This window comes from Pseudarthrobacter sp. J1738, assembly GCF_050490315.1.
In the GTDB taxonomy this organism is placed as follows: domain Bacteria; phylum Actinomycetota; class Actinomycetes; order Actinomycetales; family Micrococcaceae; genus JBNPEO01.
Genome location: NZ_JBNPEO010000004.1, coordinates 158,785 through 178,227, shown reverse-complemented (window position 1 = coordinate 178,227; position 19,443 = coordinate 158,785). Strand labels below are relative to the sequence as shown.

14 protein-coding genes and 2 rRNA genes are annotated in these 19,443 nt (G+C 56.6%); 1 reads left to right on the top strand and 15 read right to left on the bottom strand.

All coding sequences use genetic code 11. The features are described from left to right. From ACQR35_RS08615 to argC, 15 genes are all read right to left on the bottom strand, one after another. Positions 1-1,550 (bottom strand): 23S ribosomal RNA (locus ACQR35_RS08615); the annotation flags it as partial. A gap of 536 nt (positions 1,551-2,086) precedes the next feature. Continuing rightward, positions 2,087-3,609 (bottom strand): 16S ribosomal RNA (locus ACQR35_RS08610). Positions 3,610-4,165: 556 nt separating this feature from the next. After that, a complete protein-coding gene (gene tyrS / locus ACQR35_RS08605) occupies positions 4,166-5,479 on the bottom strand; it encodes a tyrosine--tRNA ligase (RefSeq protein WP_430268814.1) in 1,314 nt (437 codons plus the stop codon). Between the two features lie 51 nt (positions 5,480-5,530). Continuing rightward, a complete protein-coding gene (locus ACQR35_RS08600) occupies positions 5,531-7,753 on the bottom strand; it encodes a HelD family protein (RefSeq protein ID WP_430268813.1) in 2,223 nt (740 codons plus the stop codon). A gap of 73 nt (positions 7,754-7,826) precedes the next feature. Continuing rightward, positions 7,827-8,384, bottom strand: a complete 558-nt coding sequence (locus ACQR35_RS08595; RefSeq protein ID WP_430268812.1) for an adenine phosphoribosyltransferase — start codon at positions 8,382-8,384, stop codon at positions 7,827-7,829. A 39-nt stretch (positions 8,385-8,423) separates the two neighbouring features. Next, positions 8,424-8,735, bottom strand: a complete 312-nt coding sequence (locus ACQR35_RS08590) for a DUF1905 domain-containing protein (protein ID WP_430269794.1) — start codon at positions 8,733-8,735, stop codon at positions 8,424-8,426. A 43-nt stretch (positions 8,736-8,778) separates the two neighbouring features. After that, a complete protein-coding gene (locus ACQR35_RS08585) occupies positions 8,779-9,555 on the bottom strand; it encodes a maleylpyruvate isomerase family mycothiol-dependent enzyme (protein ID WP_430269793.1) in 777 nt (258 codons plus the stop codon). A gap of 63 nt (positions 9,556-9,618) precedes the next feature. Continuing rightward, complete coding sequence (gene argH / locus ACQR35_RS08580) at positions 9,619-11,034, bottom strand: argininosuccinate lyase (RefSeq protein WP_430268809.1); 1,416 nt, start codon at positions 11,032-11,034, stop codon at positions 9,619-9,621. Then, positions 11,034-12,239 carry an argininosuccinate synthase gene (locus ACQR35_RS08575; protein WP_430268808.1) on the bottom strand — a complete coding sequence of 402 codons (1,206 nt, stop codon included), beginning with the start codon at positions 12,237-12,239 and terminating at the stop codon, positions 11,034-11,036. Before ACQR35_RS08575 ends, argH begins: the two co-directional genes overlap by 1 nt. A gap of 90 nt (positions 12,240-12,329) precedes the next feature. Then, positions 12,330-12,854, bottom strand: a complete 525-nt coding sequence (locus ACQR35_RS08570) for an arginine repressor (protein WP_430268817.1) — start codon at positions 12,852-12,854, stop codon at positions 12,330-12,332. A 39-nt stretch (positions 12,855-12,893) separates the two neighbouring features. Continuing rightward, positions 12,894-13,880, bottom strand: coding sequence for an ornithine carbamoyltransferase (gene argF, locus ACQR35_RS08565; protein WP_430269792.1), 987 nt, complete (start codon positions 13,878-13,880; stop codon positions 12,894-12,896). Beyond that, on the bottom strand, positions 13,877-15,112 hold the full coding sequence (locus ACQR35_RS08560) for an acetylornithine transaminase (protein WP_430269791.1): 1,236 nt from the start codon (positions 15,110-15,112) through the stop codon (positions 13,877-13,879). The genes argF and ACQR35_RS08560 overlap by 4 nt, the downstream gene beginning before the upstream one ends. 5 nt (positions 15,113-15,117) lie before the next feature. Next, positions 15,118-16,041 (bottom strand): acetylglutamate kinase, encoded by a 924-nt coding sequence (gene argB / locus ACQR35_RS08555; protein ID WP_430268805.1) that lies wholly within the window; start codon positions 16,039-16,041, stop codon positions 15,118-15,120. A 23-nt stretch (positions 16,042-16,064) separates the two neighbouring features. After that, positions 16,065-17,231, bottom strand: coding sequence for a bifunctional glutamate N-acetyltransferase/amino-acid acetyltransferase ArgJ (gene argJ / locus ACQR35_RS08550; RefSeq protein ID WP_430268804.1), 1,167 nt, complete (start codon positions 17,229-17,231; stop codon positions 16,065-16,067). Then, positions 17,228-18,271, bottom strand: a complete 1,044-nt coding sequence (argC, locus tag ACQR35_RS08545; protein WP_430269790.1) for an N-acetyl-gamma-glutamyl-phosphate reductase — start codon at positions 18,269-18,271, stop codon at positions 17,228-17,230. The genes argJ and argC overlap by 4 nt, the downstream gene beginning before the upstream one ends. Before the next feature lie 176 nt (positions 18,272-18,447). On the opposite strand from argC, the gene ACQR35_RS08540 reads away from it, so the two are divergent. Then, the gene (locus ACQR35_RS08540) at positions 18,448-19,413 is read left to right on the top strand and encodes a quinone oxidoreductase family protein (protein ID WP_430269789.1); all 966 of its coding nucleotides are present in this window, start codon (positions 18,448-18,450) and stop codon (positions 19,411-19,413) included. Positions 19,414-19,443 lie beyond the last annotated feature (30 nt).

Sequence of the window (19,443 nt, the reverse complement as noted above, 5' to 3'; positions counted from 1 at the left end):
GTATTGGCGGTTTTTCGCCGGTACGGGAATATCAACCCGTTGTCCATCGACTACGCCTGTCGGCCTCGCCTTAGGTCCCGACTTACCCAGGGCAGATTAGCTTGACCCTGGAACCCTTGATCATTCGGCGGACGGGTTTCTCACCCGTCTTTCGCTACTCATGCCTGCATTCTCACTCGTGTAGGCTCCACCGCTGGTTTACACCGCGACTTCACCGCCCACACGACGCTCCCCTACCACTCCGTACGACTGAACCACAAAGGCTTGTCTACTATACGAAATCCACAACTTCGGCGGTGTACTTGAGCCCCGCTACATTGTCGGCGCGGAATCACTTGACCAGTGAGCTATTACGCACTCTTTTAAGGATGGCTGCTTCTAAGCCAACCTCCTGGTTGTCTGAGCAACTCCACATCCTTTCCCACTTAGCACACGCTTAGGGGCCTTAGTTGGTGGTCTGGGCTGTTTCCCTCTCGACTATGAAGCTTATCCCCCACAGTCTCACTGCTGCGCTCTCACTTATCGGCATTCGGAGTTTGGCTGACGTCAGTAACCTTGTAGGGCCCATTAGCCATCCAGTAGCTCTACCTCCAATAAGAAACACGCAACGCTGCACCTAAATGCATTTCGGGGAGAACCAGCTATCACGAAGTTTGATTGGCCTTTCACCCCTACCCACAGCTCATCCCCTCCATTTTCAACTGAAGTGGGTTCGGTCCTCCACGACGTCTTACCGTCGCTTCAACCTGGCCATGGGTAGATCACTTCGCTTCGGGTCTAGATCACGCCACTGCAACGCCCTATTCAGACTCGCTTTCGCTACGGCTTCCCCACACGGGTTAACCTCGCGACGTAACACTAACTCGCAGGCTCATTCTTCAAAAGGCACGCTGTCACACCCATACAGACAAGCTGCAGATGCTCCAACGGATTGTAAGCACACGGTTTCAGGTACTATTTCACTCCCCTCCCGGGGTACTTTTCACCTTTCCCTCACGGTACTGGTCCGCTATCGGTCATTAGGGAGTATTTAGGCTTATCAGGTGGTCCTGACAGATTCGCACGGGATTTCTCGGGCCCCGTGCTACTTGGGATACCAAACCAGGCGGTGTACAAACATTACAGTTACGGGGCTAACACCCTCTACGGCCGGCCTTTCAAGACCGTTCACCTATACCTACACTCTCACCTCACCAGTCCGGCAGAACTGGAACGGATGGTCCCACAACCCCGGTCATGCAACGCCCGCCGGCTATCACACATGACACGGTTTAGCCTGATCCGCGTTCGCTCGCCACTACTAACGGAATCACTATTGTTTTCTCTTCCTGCGGGTACTGAGATGTTTCACTTCCCCGCGTTCCCTCCACACAGCCTATGTGTTCAGCTGCAGGTCACCAGGTAACTCGCGCCCCTGGCGGGGTTTCCCCATTCGGAGACCCTGGGATCAAAGTCTGGTTATCGACTCCCCCAGGAATATCGCAGATTCCCACGTCCTTCATCGGCTCCTAATGCCAAGGCATTCACCGTGTGCCCTTAAAAACTTGACCACAAAGATCAATAAAACACTTTCGAGAGAACCATGAAAACCACCACCACACCCCAAAGGGCACGACGACAGATCCAGGTTCATAATCTTAGAAATTGCTTCTTTATAAGATGCTCGCGTCCACTATGTAGTTCTCAAACAACAACCCCGTACCCCACACCAACAACACACCAAACAGTGCACCGCATCAGTCAAGGCCAGGAAACCGAAACAAACAAAACCACCAACCCCCACAACACACACCACCAAAGCAGCACGCATCACAAAACAATCAGCGGCCCTGTTGCCTCAGGACCCAACAGTGTGCCAAAAATCCCCACCAACCCCCACCAACCACATCCTTTCCACAACCCCTCCACCCAAAAGCGAAGAAAGCCCGTACTCAAACACAGCCAGCAAAAACCAGCAAAGCATGCCTATTGATATTCCACCCATGAGCACCCACCGTGGAACAAACGTCCACGCAATGAGCTATAACTCTTGACCACACCAACAGCAACCATACAGTCACCACCAGCAATGGCAGAGGCTCCTTAGAAAGGAGGTGATCCAGCCGCACCTTCCGGTACGGCTACCTTGTTACGACTTAGTCCCAATCGCCAGTCCCACCTTCGACGGCTCCCTCCCACAAGGGGTTAGGCCACCGGCTTCGGGTGTTACCAACTTTCGTGACTTGACGGGCGGTGTGTACAAGGCCCGGGAACGTATTCACCGCAGCGTTGCTGATCTGCGATTACTAGCGACTCCGACTTCATGGGGTCGAGTTGCAGACCCCAATCCGAACTGAGACCGGCTTTTTGGGATTAGCTCCACCTCACAGTATCGCAACCCTTTGTACCGGCCATTGTAGCATGCGTGAAGCCCAAGACATAAGGGGCATGATGATTTGACGTCGTCCCCACCTTCCTCCGAGTTGACCCCGGCAGTCTCCCATGAGTCCCCGCCATTACGCGCTGGCAACATGGAACGAGGGTTGCGCTCGTTGCGGGACTTAACCCAACATCTCACGACACGAGCTGACGACAACCATGCACCACCTGTAAACCGACCACAAGTGGGGGACCTGTTTCCAGATCTTTCCGGTTCATGTCAAGCCTTGGTAAGGTTCTTCGCGTTGCATCGAATTAATCCGCATGCTCCGCCGCTTGTGCGGGCCCCCGTCAATTCCTTTGAGTTTTAGCCTTGCGGCCGTACTCCCCAGGCGGGGCACTTAATGCGTTAGCTACGGCGCGGAAAACGTGGAATGTCCCCCACACCTAGTGCCCAACGTTTACGGCATGGACTACCAGGGTATCTAATCCTGTTCGCTCCCCATGCTTTCGCTCCTCAGCGTCAGTTAATGCCCAGAGACCTGCCTTCGCCATCGGTGTTCCTCCTGATATCTGCGCATTTCACCGCTACACCAGGAATTCCAGTCTCCCCTACATCACTCTAGTCTGCCCGTACCCACCGCAGATCCGGAGTTGAGCCCCGGACTTTCACGGCAGACGCGACAAACCGCCTACGAGCTCTTTACGCCCAATAATTCCGGATAACGCTTGCGCCCTACGTATTACCGCGGCTGCTGGCACGTAGTTAGCCGGCGCTTCTTCTGCAGGTACCGTCACTTTCGCTTCTTCCCTACTGAAAGAGGTTTACAACCCGAAGGCCTTCATCCCTCACGCGGCGTCGCTGCATCAGGCTTTCGCCCATTGTGCAATATTCCCCACTGCTGCCTCCCGTAGGAGTCTGGGCCGTGTCTCAGTCCCAGTGTGGCCGGTCACCCTCTCAGGCCGGCTACCCGTCGTCGCCTTGGTAGGCCATTACCCCACCAACAAGCTGATAGGCCGCGAGTCCATCCAAAACCACAAAAAGCTTTCCACCAACCACCATGCGATGGAAGGTCATATCCAGTATTAGACCCAGTTTCCCAGGCTTATCCCAGAGTTAAGGGCAGGTTACTCACGTGTTACTCACCCGTTCGCCACTAATCCCCCAGCAAGCTGGGATCATCGTTCGACTTGCATGTGTTAAGCACGCCGCCAGCGTTCATCCTGAGCCAGGATCAAACTCTCCGTTAAAAACTAACCAAACAGACACAACCAAAACCATGGAAATAACACAGCAAATGATTGCACTAAATTCGAAACCAGCTGAAAACCAGACCACACACACGGGGTGCGCACAGCCTGGCAAAATCAACCAATCAAAAAACAATCGGTATCAATAAACTTGGCACACTATTGAGTTCTCAAACAACAGGCACATACGAATACTTTTCGGTAATTCATTTCTGAATTTCTTTTCCGCTTTGTTCTTCGCTGCGATGTAATTATCTTATTTCATTCATATTCACTTTGCAAATCCGTGTTTTTCACCGGATGTTTACTCTATGAACCGAATCCGCCCATCAAGAATTTAGACAATTTCTGGTCATTTGCACGAATGCATAACGGCCATCTTGCCTGAATTTTGAAGGGGTTGGTCACCGCTCAGCGGCGGCGACTCAGAAAACATTACACGGCCGTTGGCTTCCGTGCAAATCGACATAGAAAGAGGCGCCGTCAGCGGTTTCCGCTGCCGGCGCCTCGATCAGACTTGAAGCAAATCTCTATGGGCTAGATGCCCAACGCCTGACTAGATACTGGCTTCAGCAGAGACTTCTACTGAAGCAAGGTTCTTTTTGCCACGACGTACCAACAGGTACTTTCCGTGGAGCAAACTGTCCTGGCCAAGGATCGCATCCGGATCAGTGACCTTGACATTGTTGACGTAGGCGCCACCCTCATTCACTGTTCGGCGAGCAGCCGACTTACTGTCAACCAGTCCTGAAGCCAGCAACAAATCGATGATGCCAAGCTGGTCCTCCCCCACAACCGTTGTTGCCAATTCAGCGGTGGCAGCACGGAGGGTGGATTCATCCAACTCGGTGACATCCCCGTTGCCGAACATGGCAGCCGAAGCGGCAATAACCTTCTCCGTTGCCTCCACCCCATGCACCAAAGAAGTAACTTCATAGGCCAGACGGCGCTGCGCCTCACGTGCGAAGGGTCTCTCGGCTACGGAGCGCTCAAGTTCCTCAATCTCATTCCGGCTCAGGAAAGTAAAGACCTTAAGGCGAGTGACGGCGTCGTCATCTGCCGTGTTAAGCCAGAACTGGTAAAAGGTGTACGGCGAGCACATCTCCGGATCTAGCCAAATCGCGTTGCCCTCGCTCTTGCCGAACTTGGTGCCGTCCGAATTAGTGATCAGTGGGGTGCCCAAGGCGTGAACACTACGACCCTCAACTTTACGGATGAGCTCCGTTCCACTGGTTAGGTTGCCCCACTGGTCCGAACCACCCGTCTGCAAAACACAGCCGTACTGACGATTTAGCTGGAGGAAGTCCATACCCTGCAAAATTTGGTAGCTGAACTCAGTAAAGCTAATGCCTTCGTCCGAATTTAGACGCGAGGCAACAATGTCCTTTTTGATCATGGTGCCCACGCGGTAGTGCTTGCCGATCTCACGCAGGAAATCGATGGCGCTCATCGGCGCCGTCCAGTCAAGGTTATTGACCATTCGGGCTGCGTTATTGCCTTCAAATTCCAAGAATCGCGAAACTTGCCCTTGAAGGTTGAGTACCCATTCGGCCACGGTCTCTTTTGTATTCAAAATACGCTCGGCAGTTTGCCGAGGATCACCGATCAACCCTGTGGAGCCGCCCACTAAGCCCAATGGTTTGTGGCCAGCCAGTTGCAAACGACGCATAACCAACAATTGCACCAAGTTGCCCAAGTGCAGGCTCGGTGCCGTGGGATCAAATCCACAATAGAACGTAATCGGCTCGCCGGACAGAAGAGTTTCCAATTCAGCTTGATCAGTGGAAACGTGGATTAGTCCACGCCACTGAAGCTCTTGCCAAACATTGGCAAAGCTCGAATCGTTCCGTTGGGTTGAGAGATCAGTCATCTGTGGCACCCCATAAAGTTAGCATCTAGAAAGTTGGTATCCAGCCGAAGATCAGATTCCGGCGGGAAGTGGTTCCGAGGCGATAAGCCGCAATCGTTGAGTAGGCCGTGTCATTGCCACGTACAGGTCCCCCACCAGCCCTCGCTGCGGGTTGAGCATCGCGGCGGGCTCAAGAATAACCACACCATCAAATTCCAGTCCCTTAGCTTCCTTGGGACTCAGAACTACAATGTCCTGCTCGTAGCTTCCGGCGCCGTGACCGACACGTCCCGCATACTTTGCACGCAAAGCACGGGCAACCGCCGGTAGTAAATCACCGTCTGCGATCACAGCTAACAATCCACCCTCAACGGCGGCCAGTTCCTCATCCATAACAGCAACAGCAGTCTCTACTACTTGACCTGTTGCGACCTGGTCCACGATCGGATCCCAACGGCCCTCGCGCACTGCCTTCGGCGCCGAAATGATCAGCCCAGCAGCATTCGCCATACGGACAGCGGACTCTGCGATCTGGGCTGGCGTGCGGTAGTTCACTGTGAGCTCTTCAAGCTGCCAGCGCTCACCGAATTGCGGAGTTAATGCATCGGCCCATGATGAAGCCCCTGCTGAGGCACTTGTCTGGGCGATATCTCCCACGACAGTAAAGGACTTGAGTGGGCAACGCCGCACCAAAAGGCGCCATTGCATCTGCGAGAGCTCCTGTGCTTCATCCACAATGATGTGGCCGAAAGCCCAATGACGATCGCTCACAGCCCGATCCGCCGCAGTCATCCGGTTCATTCGCTCAACATTTTGATCTACTAATTCCTCAGCGGACATCAAAACGTCAAAGCCAGAATGCTCCATATTCTTGAGCGTTTGTGTGGCGTTGGCGAGATCCCGCGCATGGTCCTGATCAATCTGCGACTGACTCCGAGCGCCAGGCACCTCCAACTCGCCCAAGAGCTCGGCTGCCTCGTCGAGCAAAGGGACATCAGCCTCAGTCCACGGGGACTCCACCGGACGCTGGAGCAGCTTGCGCTCCTCAGCGCTAAGCTGTGGTGCACAAACGGCTAACAGCTCAGGCTTGGAAAACAAATCGGCAAGCAGTTGCTGCGGTGTCATCGGCATCCAGGCCAAGTTCAATGCAACCCGTACATCGCGGGCTGAACGAACATCCTCAGCCAAATAACTGCGATCTGCGTTGTTTCCGACGTTGCTGGACTCAACGATCTCAGTGAGCTGCTCTGTCAGTTCACGCAGCAAGATCTTCACAAAAGTTTCGCGAGCCTCATTATGCGGCTTGCCCGTTCCGCGCGCTTTGTCCCGGGCACGGCGAACCTGGCGTTCGCTCAGCGTTAGCTTGCGGCCATCAACAACAAGTACCCGTTCCCCACGGATGATTCGTTGACGGTTCGCCACGGCGTCTTTGATGACCGTGGCCATCTCAAGCCGACCCTTGATCTCAGCCACATCCGGATTGGCCTCGGGAACAGCCGAAAGTCCCGGATACAAGCCAGCAACGCTACTCATAACAACCCCAGTTTCACCAAGGGACGGCAAAACACGTTCGATGTACTTCATAAAGGAGTTGCTAGGTCCAACCAGCAGAACACCAGCCGATTTGAGCCTGTCTCGGTGCGTGTACAAAAGGTACGCTGCCCGGTGCAGGGCAACTGCCGTTTTACCTGTTCCGGGGCCACCTTGAACTACCAGAGCCCCGGACATGGGCGCACGAATAATGCGGTCTTGTTCGGACTGGATGGTTCCCACGATGTCCGACATACGGCCGGTCCGCTTAGAGTTCAGAGCCGCAAGCAAAGCACCTTCACCTTGCAGCGAGCTGCTCTCCGTGAGCATCTCGGCGTCGAGGACATCGTCTTCAAGAGCCTTGACCTCGCGACCTTGCAAGATCAAATGACGACGACGGCGCACACCTTGACGATCAAAAGCTGTGGCTTGGTAGAAGTGGCCAGCTTCCGGAGCACGCCAGTCCACCATCAAACGACGCAGCTCATCCGTGGATAGTCCGATGCGGCCAATGTACTGCTCTTCGCCTGAGTCCAGATCCAAGCGGCCAAAAACTAGCCGATCGTCCACGGCGTCAAGCTGGGCCAGCCGATCCTCATAGAGCGCTGCGAAAGCGTCCCGCTCTGAGGCGTTCTGCATGGTCCCGCCGCCACCCGACTTGCGAACCTGGGCCAATTGGGCACGCTTGATCTCACGGAGCTCGTCAAGCCTGGCGTACAAGCCGGCCACGTAGCGACGTTCATGGATCAAATCTGCGTCAAGCATGGAGCAGCTCCCCTTTTCCCAAATGGCGGACCGTCTATTCTACAGCCATTTTGATGAACGCAGATGAAACGAATTACAACCTCATCAAGGAGCGGACCCTGTGTCCGCTCAAGGCTGAACGTCCCCGCAGTTCGCCCAGTTCCATCACAACACCAACGCCAGCAACGTGAACGCCTGAGCGCTCAAAAAGCTTGGCAGCAGCGCCGAGAGTCCCGCCCGTGGCGAGAACGTCGTCGAGAATTAACACACGTGAGCCAGCTGGGACGTCGCTCTTGTGCAATTCCAACGTGGCTGTACCGTATTCGAGCGCGTAATCTTCGGCATAGACCTCGCGCGGTAGCTTGCCAGCCTTACGCACTGTCACTACGCCTGTATTGGTGGCATAGGCTGCAGCTGCTGCCAACAGGAACCCGCGGGCCTCCACTCCGGCAATGGCGTCAAATTGGCCACGAAATGGCTCCACCAGTGCATCAACAATTGCCTTAAACGCTGATGCGTCCGCGAAAACCGGAGTCAGGTCTTTGAACTCGATGCCAGGCTTGGGGTAATTCGGGACAGTGGCACACAAACGGTTAATCTGCTCTTCGACAGATTCTGGTGTAGAAACTTGGTTCGGCTGGCTATTGTTCACCCAAATACCTTACCCGCCCTAGCCACCCAGCACTGCGTCCTATTTACGCCGGCGCAATTCCACGATGATGGTGACCTGATCATCGAGGTCTACATTTTCGGCGGAGCGGACTGCATCTTTGAGTGGAACAAGATAGCCCCCTGCCTTGGGGAAAAGCGATGTGGTGAAGCTCGTGGAACCCAGGCGAGCGGTAACCGGAATCATGCCCCAGCCGTAGCTAAACATTGCTGCCAGCCCTTTAATAAAGGCCACGTTATCATCAGGAACTCGAACAAAGTGAAACGGTGCTGGACCGCGCCAGTAGAAGACCGTGCCGGAAACGCTTACTGCAGGAGCGTCAGTCGCTTTCAAAGCCCGGGGACCCCGGAAAAACGAAAAACTCTTGTATCCACGTTTAAGGTTGTGCTGTGACTACTGCGGGCATCTGCGAAGGGATTCCGGAGGGCCACGGCATAAGCTGTGGCAGGTCTACGCCGTCGGCTGCAGCATCGGCGCGTAGGGTGCCAAGGCTTGGTGTGCGGCCGGCCAGCCAGGCGGCCAGATCGGTGACCATTCCCGATATAACGGTGGACTTAGGGCCATTGCCGAGGGTACGCGGCGGCATACCAAGAGCCTGGATCACAAAGCGCTGCTCAGCAGGAACCCGAGCCTCAAGGAAGTCAAAGAGATGTTCGCAGAACAGCTTGCTCCACGTCTCGGGGCCACGCCCAGCGCCCACACCACCCAAACCCAAATCTGAAGTGTGGATGACAAGTTCTCGCCACAAGGCAAAAACAACTTCACGAACCGTGCTGTCGCGGTACTTCACGGGCGCATCCCACCCGGATTCCTCAACATTGTTCAGCGCTGCAAGTGCTTGATCCAAAGCCGAGTTCAGATCTTTTGCGAGCTTTTCCAGACTCTGGGAAGCCGCCTTATTGATCGCGTTGTCACGGCCGTGCTGCCCGCCGTCGTACATGTCAATTAACTCACCTCGAGCTGCGAATTCAAGCTGCCGAGCCACTGCAGCACTCACGCCGCACAAGTGAGCCAAGACGTGTCCACGCGTCCACTCGGGCAACTGCGACGGTTGAGCAACGTCCGTCTCCACCATTCCAGCGACGGTCTTACGTAGTGCGCTAGCGGATTCGTTGACAGCAGCACAAAGCTGCTCCGAGGTGATCTGTGTCATGCCGATATCCTAACCGCTTGGCCTGACAGCTACGTGCCAGACCAAGCGGTGGATATGTTCGAACTAAGCTGCGTAGTCGCGCAGTTCCGCGATCTCGGCTTCAAGAACCGCGAGTTGACGCTCGACGGCGGATGGTGCGGTACCGCCTTGAGCGTCCCGGCTGTTGAGCGAACCTTCCGTGCTGAGCACCTCACGCACTGCCGGAGTGAGGTGCTCCGAAATGGCCGCGAATTCCTCATCGGTCAGATCCCATAGCTCAACGTCGCGACTCTCAGCCTGCTTGACCGCAGCACCCGAGAGTTCGTGAGCCTCGCGGAATGGAACGCCTTGACGGACCAACCACTCGGCGATGTCCGTAGCTAGGGCGAAGCCCTGCGGTGCCAAGGAAGCCATCCGTTCAGTGTTGAACTTCAGCGTGGCGATCATGCCGGAGACAGCCGGCAGCAAAAGCTCCAAAGTGTCCGCTGCGTCAAACACCGGTTCCTTGTCCTCTTGCAAGTCCCTGTTGTACGCCAGGGGCAGGCCCTTGAGTGTGGCCAAAAGGCCGGTCAGGTTACCGATCAACCGTCCAGCTTTTCCGCGAGCCAGTTCAGCAACATCCGGGTTCTTCTTCTGCGGCATAATCGATGACCCTGTGGAGTAGGAATCGTGCAGCGTCACAAAAGAGAACTCCTTGGTGGCCCAGAAGATGACTTCCTCGGAGATCCGGGACAGATCTACGCCGATCATGGCGGAGACCCATGCGAACTCAGCAAAAACATCCCGCGAAGCTGTGCCGTCAATCGAGTTATGCACCGCGGAACGAAAGCCCAAGTCCGCGGCCACTGCCTCAGGGTCAAGACCCAGCGAGGAGCCAGCCAGCGCACCCGAACCGTACGGCGAAACTCCCGCGCGTTTGTCCCAATCGGCGAGCCGCTGTACATCACGCAGAAGGGCCCAAGCATGCGCCAACAGGTGATGGCTCAGCAATACCGGCTGTGCATGCTGCAGGTGCGTTCGGCCGGGCATTGCCGCGTTCGGGTGCGCCTTGGCCTGTTCCACCAACGCGTCAATCGTGGCCAACACACCACGGGCGATGATCCGCGCGTGATCACGCAAAAACATCCTGCCCAAGGTGGCGATCTGGTCATTACGTGAACGGCCTGCACGGAGCTTGCCGCCCAAGTGAGTTCCAGCGCGCTCAATCAACCCACGCTCAAGGGAACCGTGGACGTCCTCATCACTGTCGGAGGCCACATAGGCTCCCGAGGCGACGTCGGCGTCCAATCGATCCAGGGCGTCGAGCATGCCGGCGAGTTCGTCGTCGTTCAGCAGTTTGGCTGTGTGCAAAACACGCGCATGCGCCTTCGACCCGGCAATGTCATACCGCGCCAAACGCCAATCGAAGTGCGTGGACTTGCTCAGCGCGGCGAGGGCATCTGCTGGACCGCCAGCGAAGCGGCCACCCCAGAGGGCGCCTTCATTCGTTGCCGAGGTCATTACTTACCCGCAGCCCGCTGATCGCGAGTGGACGCAACCTTGGAAGACATACCCCAGAGCTCGATAAAGCCCTTAGCCTGCGACTGGTCGAAGGTGTCACCGGTGTCGTAAGTGGCCAGATCGAAGTCGTAGAGCGAAGTCTCGGAGCGACGTCCGTTCACAATCGCTTGACCGCCGTGCAGGGTCATCCGGATGTCACCGGAAACGTACTTCTGGGTGTCTTCGATGAAGGCATCCAGGGAGCGCTTGAGCGGGGAGAACCACTGGCCGTCGTAGACCAATTCGGACCAACGCTGGCCAACGGTGGCTTTGAAGCGGGCCTGCTCGCGCTCGATAGTGATGTCCTCGAGGTGCTTGTGCGCCGTGATCAGGGCCATGGCGCCGGGTGCTTCGTAGATCTCACGAGACTTGATGCCAACGAGGCGGTCTTCAACAACATCGATGCGTCCAACGCCCTGTGCGCCAGCGCGACGGTTGAGTTCCTGAATAGCCTGCAATGGTGAGACTGCAATGCCGTCAATCGCCACCGGGACGCCCTGGACGAAGGAGATGGTTACTTCATCTGGTGCCGGGGGAAATTCCGGGGTGGCGGTGTAGTCGTAGATGTCCTTGGTAGGAGCATTCCAGATGTCCTCGAGGTAACCAGTTTCTACAGCACGGCCCCACACGTTCTGGTCAATCGAGTACGGGTTCTTTTTGGTCGTCTCGATTGGCAGTCCCTTTTCCTCAGCGAAGGCGATGGCCTTGTCACGAGTCAGGGCGAGGTCGCGGACTGGTGCAATGCACTTCAGGTCTGGGCCGAGGGTCTGGATGCCAACTTCAAAGCGGACCTGGTCGTTGCCCTTACCGGTGCAACCATGCGCCACAGTGGTGGCGCCGAATTCGCGGGCAGCCTTGACCAAGTGCTTAACGATCACGGGGCGGGAGATGGCTGAAACCAGCGGGTAGTGCCCTTGGTACAGAGCATTCGCCTTCAGGGTGGGCATGGCGTACTCGTTGGCGAACTCGTCACGAGCGTCAGCAACGTAAGCCTCCACGGCGCCGCAGCCGAGTGCGCGCTGACGGATGGTTTCGAGCGACTCGCCACCTTGTCCAACGTCAACGGCAACGGCGATGACCTCTGCACCTGTTGCTTCGCCGATCCAGCCGATTGCTACAGAAGTATCCAGGCCACCGGAATAGGCCAGCACGATGCGTTCAGTCACGGAAATCTCTCCTTGCGGGGTAAACGTTATGGCAAATGCCGTTATGTATGACTATACAGAAGTTTGGTTATTTATACATAGTGCTGCGAGCTAGTTGGGATTGCTCTGCGCCATGGCGAGGAAGCGCGCAGCAAGTGCGTCCCCACCATTCGGATCGCGGGACACCAGCAATACGGTGTCGTCGCCCGCAATGGTGCCCAAAATCGAGGGAATCACTGAATGATCAATAGCCAACGCCAAGAAGTTAGCCGCTCCCGGCGGAGTACGGAGCACCACAAGGTTCGCCGACGATTCCGCCGTAACCAACAACTCACCGCACAGCTTCTCCAGCCGAGCATCCAAAATTTCTTGCCCCACGCCGCTGCGAGCACCGCGATCCCCGCCTTCGCCAGGCACCGCGTAGACCAGCACACCCGCACTGCCGCGCACACGCACAGCACCGAGTTCTACCAGGTCGCGCGATAGCGTCGCTTGGGTGACCTGAACGCCGTCGTCCGCCAACAAGGCAGCCAGTTCAGCTTGTGAACGAACGGATTCACCAGTCAAAATCGCAGTGATCCGAGCCTGCCTCGCCGTTTTTGTGGTTGGCGAGGAAGACTGATTGGTGTTGTTCACTTGCCCGGTACCAGCGGCATTGGGTGCTTGCCCGGACACTTAGGCCTGCTCCCCTACCGGCGCAAGCCCGTCTACAACTGCCAGTCCAGACTGGTGCATCAGCCAGGCCATCAGTGCCTTTTGTGCGTGCAACCGGTTCTCTGCTTCGTCCCAAACAATCGACTGTGGACCGTCGATGACTTCGGCCGAAATTTCATACCCACGGTAAGCAGGCAGGCAGTGAAGTACGACGGCGTCTGCCGCAGCCTGCGCCATGGCTGCCTCATCAACGGAATAGTTCCGGAACAACTGCATCCGGGCTTCCTTTTCGGCTTCTTGGCCCATGGAAACCCAAGTATCAGTGGCAACAACGTCGGCACCGTTGAGTGCTTCGCCAGCGTCGGTAGTGATGAGCACAGAACCGCCGGTTTGTTCTGCGCGTTCTTGGGCCGCCGCAACAATCTCGGCCGCCGGCAGGTAACCCTCCGGGCCAGCGATCCGAACATGCATTCCTGCCGTAACACCAGCAAGCAAGTACGAATTGGCCATGTTATTTGCCGCGTCACCTAAGTAAGCCATGGTTAATCCAGCAAGCTCGCCCTTGTGCTCTTTTACTGCCAAGAGATCGGCCAACAGCTGGCACGGGTGGTAGTCGTCGCACAGGGCGTTGATCACTGGAACTCGAGAATTTTCTGCCATGGCCACCAGACCGGAATGAGCTCCCGTGCGCCAAACAATTGTTGAGACCATTCGTTCTAGGACTTTAGCGGTGTCCTCGACAGACTCTTTGTGGCCAATCTGCGCTTCACCCGGGTTGATGATCAGGGCGTTGCCACCCATTTGCGCCACACCGGTGGCAAAGGAAACCCGTGTACGAGTGGAGGTTTTGTCAAAGATCACTGCCACCGTTTGGCGACCATTACCTTCGGCTGCGTACGGCTGAACGCTAAACGGTGCTGCCTTCATTCGTGCGGCAAGGTCCAGAACCTCAGCCTGCTCCGCCGGGCTGAGATCAGTATCTTTGAGGAAATGGCGAGTGGTGCTCACTTGGCATCCTTTGCGGTTGAAATGATGGCGGGCAGCGCGTCAATGAAGCTCTGTGCCTGCTCGATGGTCAGAATGAGTGGCGGAGCTAAACGAATAGTTTTGGGCCCGGGAGCGTTGAGAATAAAGCCCGCGTTTAAGGCTGCTTGAACCGCGGCCGGGGCAACGTCGGCGTCAAGATCAAAGCCGATCAGTAGTCCTTGTCCGCGAACTTCGGTAACAAAGTCCAGCTTCGCCAAAGCGGAGCGCAAGTACTCCCCTACCGCAAGAACGTTCGCCAGGATGCGCTGGTGTTCAATGGCATGAAGGGTTGCTAAAGCGGCTGCTGTGGCCACCGGATTCCCACCGAAGGTAGTCCCGTGCTGTCCGGCTGACAAGAGCGACGACGTCGCCTCACCAAAGGTAATGAGCGCACCAATGGGAAAACCTCCACCTAGACCCTTGGCAAGGGTGATGGCATCGGGAACAATCTCTGCAGCGGCGCTTGCAAGCCATGCTCCGGTACGGCCAATACCAGTCTGAACTTCGTCCAAAATCAAGAGTGCACCAGCTTCGGAGGTAATTTTCCGAGCCTCGCGCAAATACTCAACAGAAAGCGGCCGGACCCCGGCTTCACCTTGAATTGGTTCTAAGAACACTGCAGCTGTTTTTGAGTCAACGGCCGCACGCAAGGCTTCAATATCGTCAAAGGGGATGTGCTCCACACCTCCGGGCAACGGCTCAAAGGGGGCCCGGTATGCTTCCTTCGATGTCAGTGCCAAAGCGCCCATGGTGCGCCCGTGGAAAGCGCCCTGCAGAGCAACCAATTTGGGACGTTGACCATGTGAATGACGGCGAACCAGCTTAAAGGCCGCCTCATTAGCTTCGGTACCAGAGTTGGCGAAAAAGACCTTTGAACCCGCCGGCGCTTTCACAATCTCAAGAAGCTTTTCGGCCAAGGCAATCTGGGTTGGCGAGGTAAAGAAGTTCGAGACGTGGCCCAGGGTGGAGAGTTGGCTCGAGATCACCGAGTTCACAAAGGGGTGAGCGTGACCCAAGGCGTTGACGGCAATCCCGCCTAGGAGGTCCAAGTACTGTTTTCCGTCAGCGTCCCAAACATGGCAGCCAGCACCACGCACCAAAACGCGCTGTGGTGCTCCAAATACACCCATCAGTGAAGTGGCATAGCGCTCAAGGAGTTCCTGCGATGAGACACCGCCTAGGTGAGTTAATTCATTCGCTGTGGCTTCAGCCATTTCGCTCACTTTGCTTCAACTCCGTCCGGCACAACTTGGGTGCCAATTCCCGCCGTCGTAAATGTTTCTAGCAGCATCGAGTGGGCTAGCCGCCCGTCAACGATGTGCGCTCGCTCAACCCCTGCATCAACGGCCTTAAGGCAGGCCTCCATTTTTGGAATCATGCCCGATTCCAAGCGCGGCAGCATTTCGCGCAGCTCCCCTGCGGTGAGTGAAGAAATGAGTGAGCTCTTATCCGGCCAATTCGCGTAAAGGCCTTCAACGTCTGTGAGAATCACGAGCTTGCTGGCGCCGAGTGCTTCGGCCAGTGCAGCTGCGGCCGTGTCCGCATTTACGTTCAGGACTTCCCCGGTGGCAACCAGCCCACCTTCTTCAACCACGAATTCGGGAGCCACCGTGGAAATTACCGGGATGCGCCCGGCCTCCAGGATGTCCAAAATGCCGGCCGGATCCACACCAACAACTTCCCCCACTTGGCCCAAGTCAACATCCTCGCCGTCGACTACGGTTCCGGTCCGGACAGCACGCAAGAGGCCTCCGTCTTCGCCAGACATTCCCACAGCGTAAGGGCCATGGCCGTTGATCAGGCCCACGAGTTCGCGTCCTACTTGGCCGGTAAGCACCATCCGGACCACATCCATGGCTTCAGGGGTGGTCACTCGCAATCCGCCCTTAAATTCGGACTCAATGCCCAGCCGGGCAAGCATCGAGTTGATTTGTGGGCCCCCGCCGTGCACCACTACGGGACGGATTCCCACGTGGTGCAAAAACACAATGTCTTCGGCGAAAGCCCGGCGCAGTTCCTCGTTGATCATGGCGTTCCCGCCGTACTTGATCACCATGGTGGTACCGGAGAAGCGCTGAATCCAAGGCAATGCCTCGATGAGCGTTTCGGCTTTGTCCTGTGCTGCCAGCGTGGAGTTGTTCACAGTGTGCTCTCTAAGTGGGGTGGTTAGCTCGAGTAGGCGCTGTTCTCGTGGACGTAGTCATGAGTGAGGTCGTTGGTCCAAATGGTGGCTTCTTCAGCGCCCGCCTTCAGATCAATTTCAACCAAAACTTCACGAGCATCCAGATTCACCAGGTTCCGATCTTCCCCGATTCCCCCGTTTTGGCAGATTTGGATCCCGTTGATCGAGACGTTGAGCTGGTCTGGATCGAAGATTGCGTCAGTGGTGCCCACTGCGGAAAGAACACGGCCCCAGTTGGGATCTTTACCAAAGATCGCTGCCTTAAAGAGGTTCGATCGAGCTACGGAGCGTCCAACGGTTTCAGCATCAACCTCGGTGGCGGCGTTGAAGGTACGGATAGCAATGTCGTGGCTGGCTCCTTCGGCATCGCCAATCAGCTGACGAGCCAAGTCCTTGCAAACTGTTGTCAACGCTTCACCAAATGAATCAACAGCTGGAACAGCTCCAGAGGCGCCGGAAGCCATCAAGAGGACTGTGTCATTGGTGGACATACAGCCGTCCGAGTCGGCCCGATTAAAGGAAACCCGGCACGCGTCGCGCAACTCAACATCCAACATGTCCGGCGAGACTACTGCGTCAGTGGTGATGACCACCAGCATGGTGGCGAGGCCAGGCGCTAGCATTCCAGCGCCCTTGGCGATTCCACCGATAGTGAATTCGCGACCCTCGGAATCCTTTCCTTTGATAACCGAAGTTTTGGAAACCGAGTCTGTGGTCATAATGGCGCTGGCGGCATCATCGCCGCCGTCGCCACTCAAAGCCGCGGCAGCCGCGTCCACACCGGCAGTAATTTTGTCCATGGGCAGCTGCTCACCGATGAGCCCGGTTGAGCAGACCACAATGTCCGTAGCGGACAAGCCCAAAACTTCAGCAGTCTTTTCCGCTGTGGTGTGTGTGTTCTGAAATCCTTGCGGACCCGTGCATGCATTCGCTCCGCCGGAGTTGAGAATTACTGCGTCAACACGGCCGTCAGAAACTACTTGGCGGGACCAGTGAACAGGAGCCGCTGCCACACGGTTAGTGGTAAAAACCGCTGCTGCGTGAAAATCCGGGCCATCGTTGACTACCAGAGCGACGTCCGGCTTACCTGTGCTTTTGAGTCCGGCTACAACGCCGGCGGCCCGGAATCCAAGGGGTGAGGTAACGCTCACGGTGCTACTCCTAGCTGCTGGAGCCCGGTAGCTTCATTGAGCCCCAAGGCAATATTCATGGATTGGACCGCTCCCCCAGCGGTTCCCTTTGTGAGGTTGTCGATCGCGCACGTCACAATGACGCGCTTGGCATGTGGATCATATGCCAGCTGCATCACTACGTGGTTAGATCCCTGAACAGACTTGGTGGTGGGCCATTGTCCTTCCGGGAGTAGATGGACAAAAGGCTCGTCGGCGTAGGCGTTCTGCCAGGCTGCGCGCAATTCAGAGGCAAGGTTTTGGCCCTGATCTGCATTGCGCACGCGAGCAGTTGCGGTGGTCAGAATGCCCCGGCTCATCGGCGCGAGTGTTGGGGTGAAAGAAACACTCACTGCTTCACCGGCAGCGTTGGACAAACCTTGTTCAATTTCTGGAGTGTGCCGGTGCATTCCACCCACCCCGTACGGGCTCATGGAACCCATAACTTCTGAACCGATCAGGTTCACTTTGGCGGCCTTGCCTGCACCGGAAGTTCCTGAGGCTGAAACCACCACCACGTCCTCAGGCTCGAGCAGTCCAGCCGCAAAGCCGGGGGTCAGTGCAAGCAGAACGGAGGTGGGGTAACAGCCTGGCACGGCAATTCGGCGAGCGCCAACAAGCTTTTCGCGCTGCCCAGGCAGCTCAGGCAAACCATAGGGCCACGTTCCTGCGTGTGCGCTGCCGTAGAACTTTTCCCACGCAGCGGGATCTTCGAGGCGGTGGTCAGCTCCGGCGTCGATCACTAGCGTTTCTGGCGGAAGCTGCGCTGCCACGGCTGCCGATGTTCCGTGCGGAAGGGCCAAGAATACAACGTCGTGGCCTGCGAGTTCTTCAATGGTGGTGTCTACAAGAACTCGGTCCGCGAGAGTATGCAAGTGCGGCTGGAGCTCGCCTAACTTGGCTCCCGCGTTACTGTGCGCGGTGATCGCGCCAATTCTCACGTCAGGGTGGGTGCCTAGTAAACGCAGCACTTCCCCACCGGCATAACCACTGGCTCCGGAAACGGCAACGGAAATCGTCATATAGAGCACTATACCGCAGCGCGCAATAATATTCACTGGAGCAAATATTTATGCATTTGGATGAAGGCGAGGAATCCTCATACTGCTGGCGACTACACCGCCACGGTTCCCTTCTACCCACATAGGATGGGCTGTGTACCCTGCCACCGAGGATCGCGCGGAAGAATGGAGCCACAGTGAATAATACGGTCAGTGCCGTCCAAGCAGGCGGACCCGAGGTCTTGCACTATGCAGCGGCGGACATGCCCACCCCGGGCCCGGGTCAGCTGCTCATTAAGGTGCAAGCCATCGGCTTGAACTTCATCGAGACGTATCAGCGCAACGGTAACTACAAAGTTTCCTATCCTTTTGTCCCCGGTTCAGAAGCCGCTGGCACTATCGAGGCGCTCGGCGAGGGCGTTGAAGGATTCGAAGTGGGTCAACGCGTGGCCACAGCGGAGGGCGAAGGCTGCTATGCGAACTTTGCCGTCTTGGACGCGAGCCGTGCACTGCCCATTCCCGATGGTCTAGACATCGAAACCGCCGCGGCGCTCCCCTTGCAAGGTATGACGGCTCATTACCTGATCAATTCCTCCTTTCGCGTAGAACCAGGCCAGACAGTTCTCATTCACGCCGGGGCCGGTGGTGTGGGGCTGTTGATCATCCAGCTACTCAAGGCCCGTGGGGCCAGGGTGTTCACCACTGTTTCAAGTCCAGAAAAAGCTGACTTGGCTCGATCGGCAGGCGCTGATGAAGTGCTTGAATACAAAGACTTTGCGGCTCGAGTGCGGGAACTCACCGATGGTGTGGGAACTGATGTGGTGTACGACGGCGTGGGTAAGGACACTTTTGATGGCTCACTCGCGAGCCTGCGCACCAGAGGAACATTGGTTCTTTTCGGTGCAGCCTCAGGGCCGGTCCCACCCCTTGATCCACAGCGCCTCAACGCTGGCGGATCGCTCTCGCTCACTCGCCCAACCTTGCGGGACTTCCTCTTGACCCCACAAGAGCGGCGCTGGCGCTCTGAGGAAATTTTCGCTGCAGCAGCCTCAGGACAACTCGCAGTCAGGATTGGTGCACGGTACGCCCTCAAGGATGCAGGCAAGGCACACGCTGATTTGGAAGGCCGCAAGACCACTGGGAAAGTCATTTTGATCCCCTAAGTGAAGCTAGTGGTCACTGCAACACCTGAT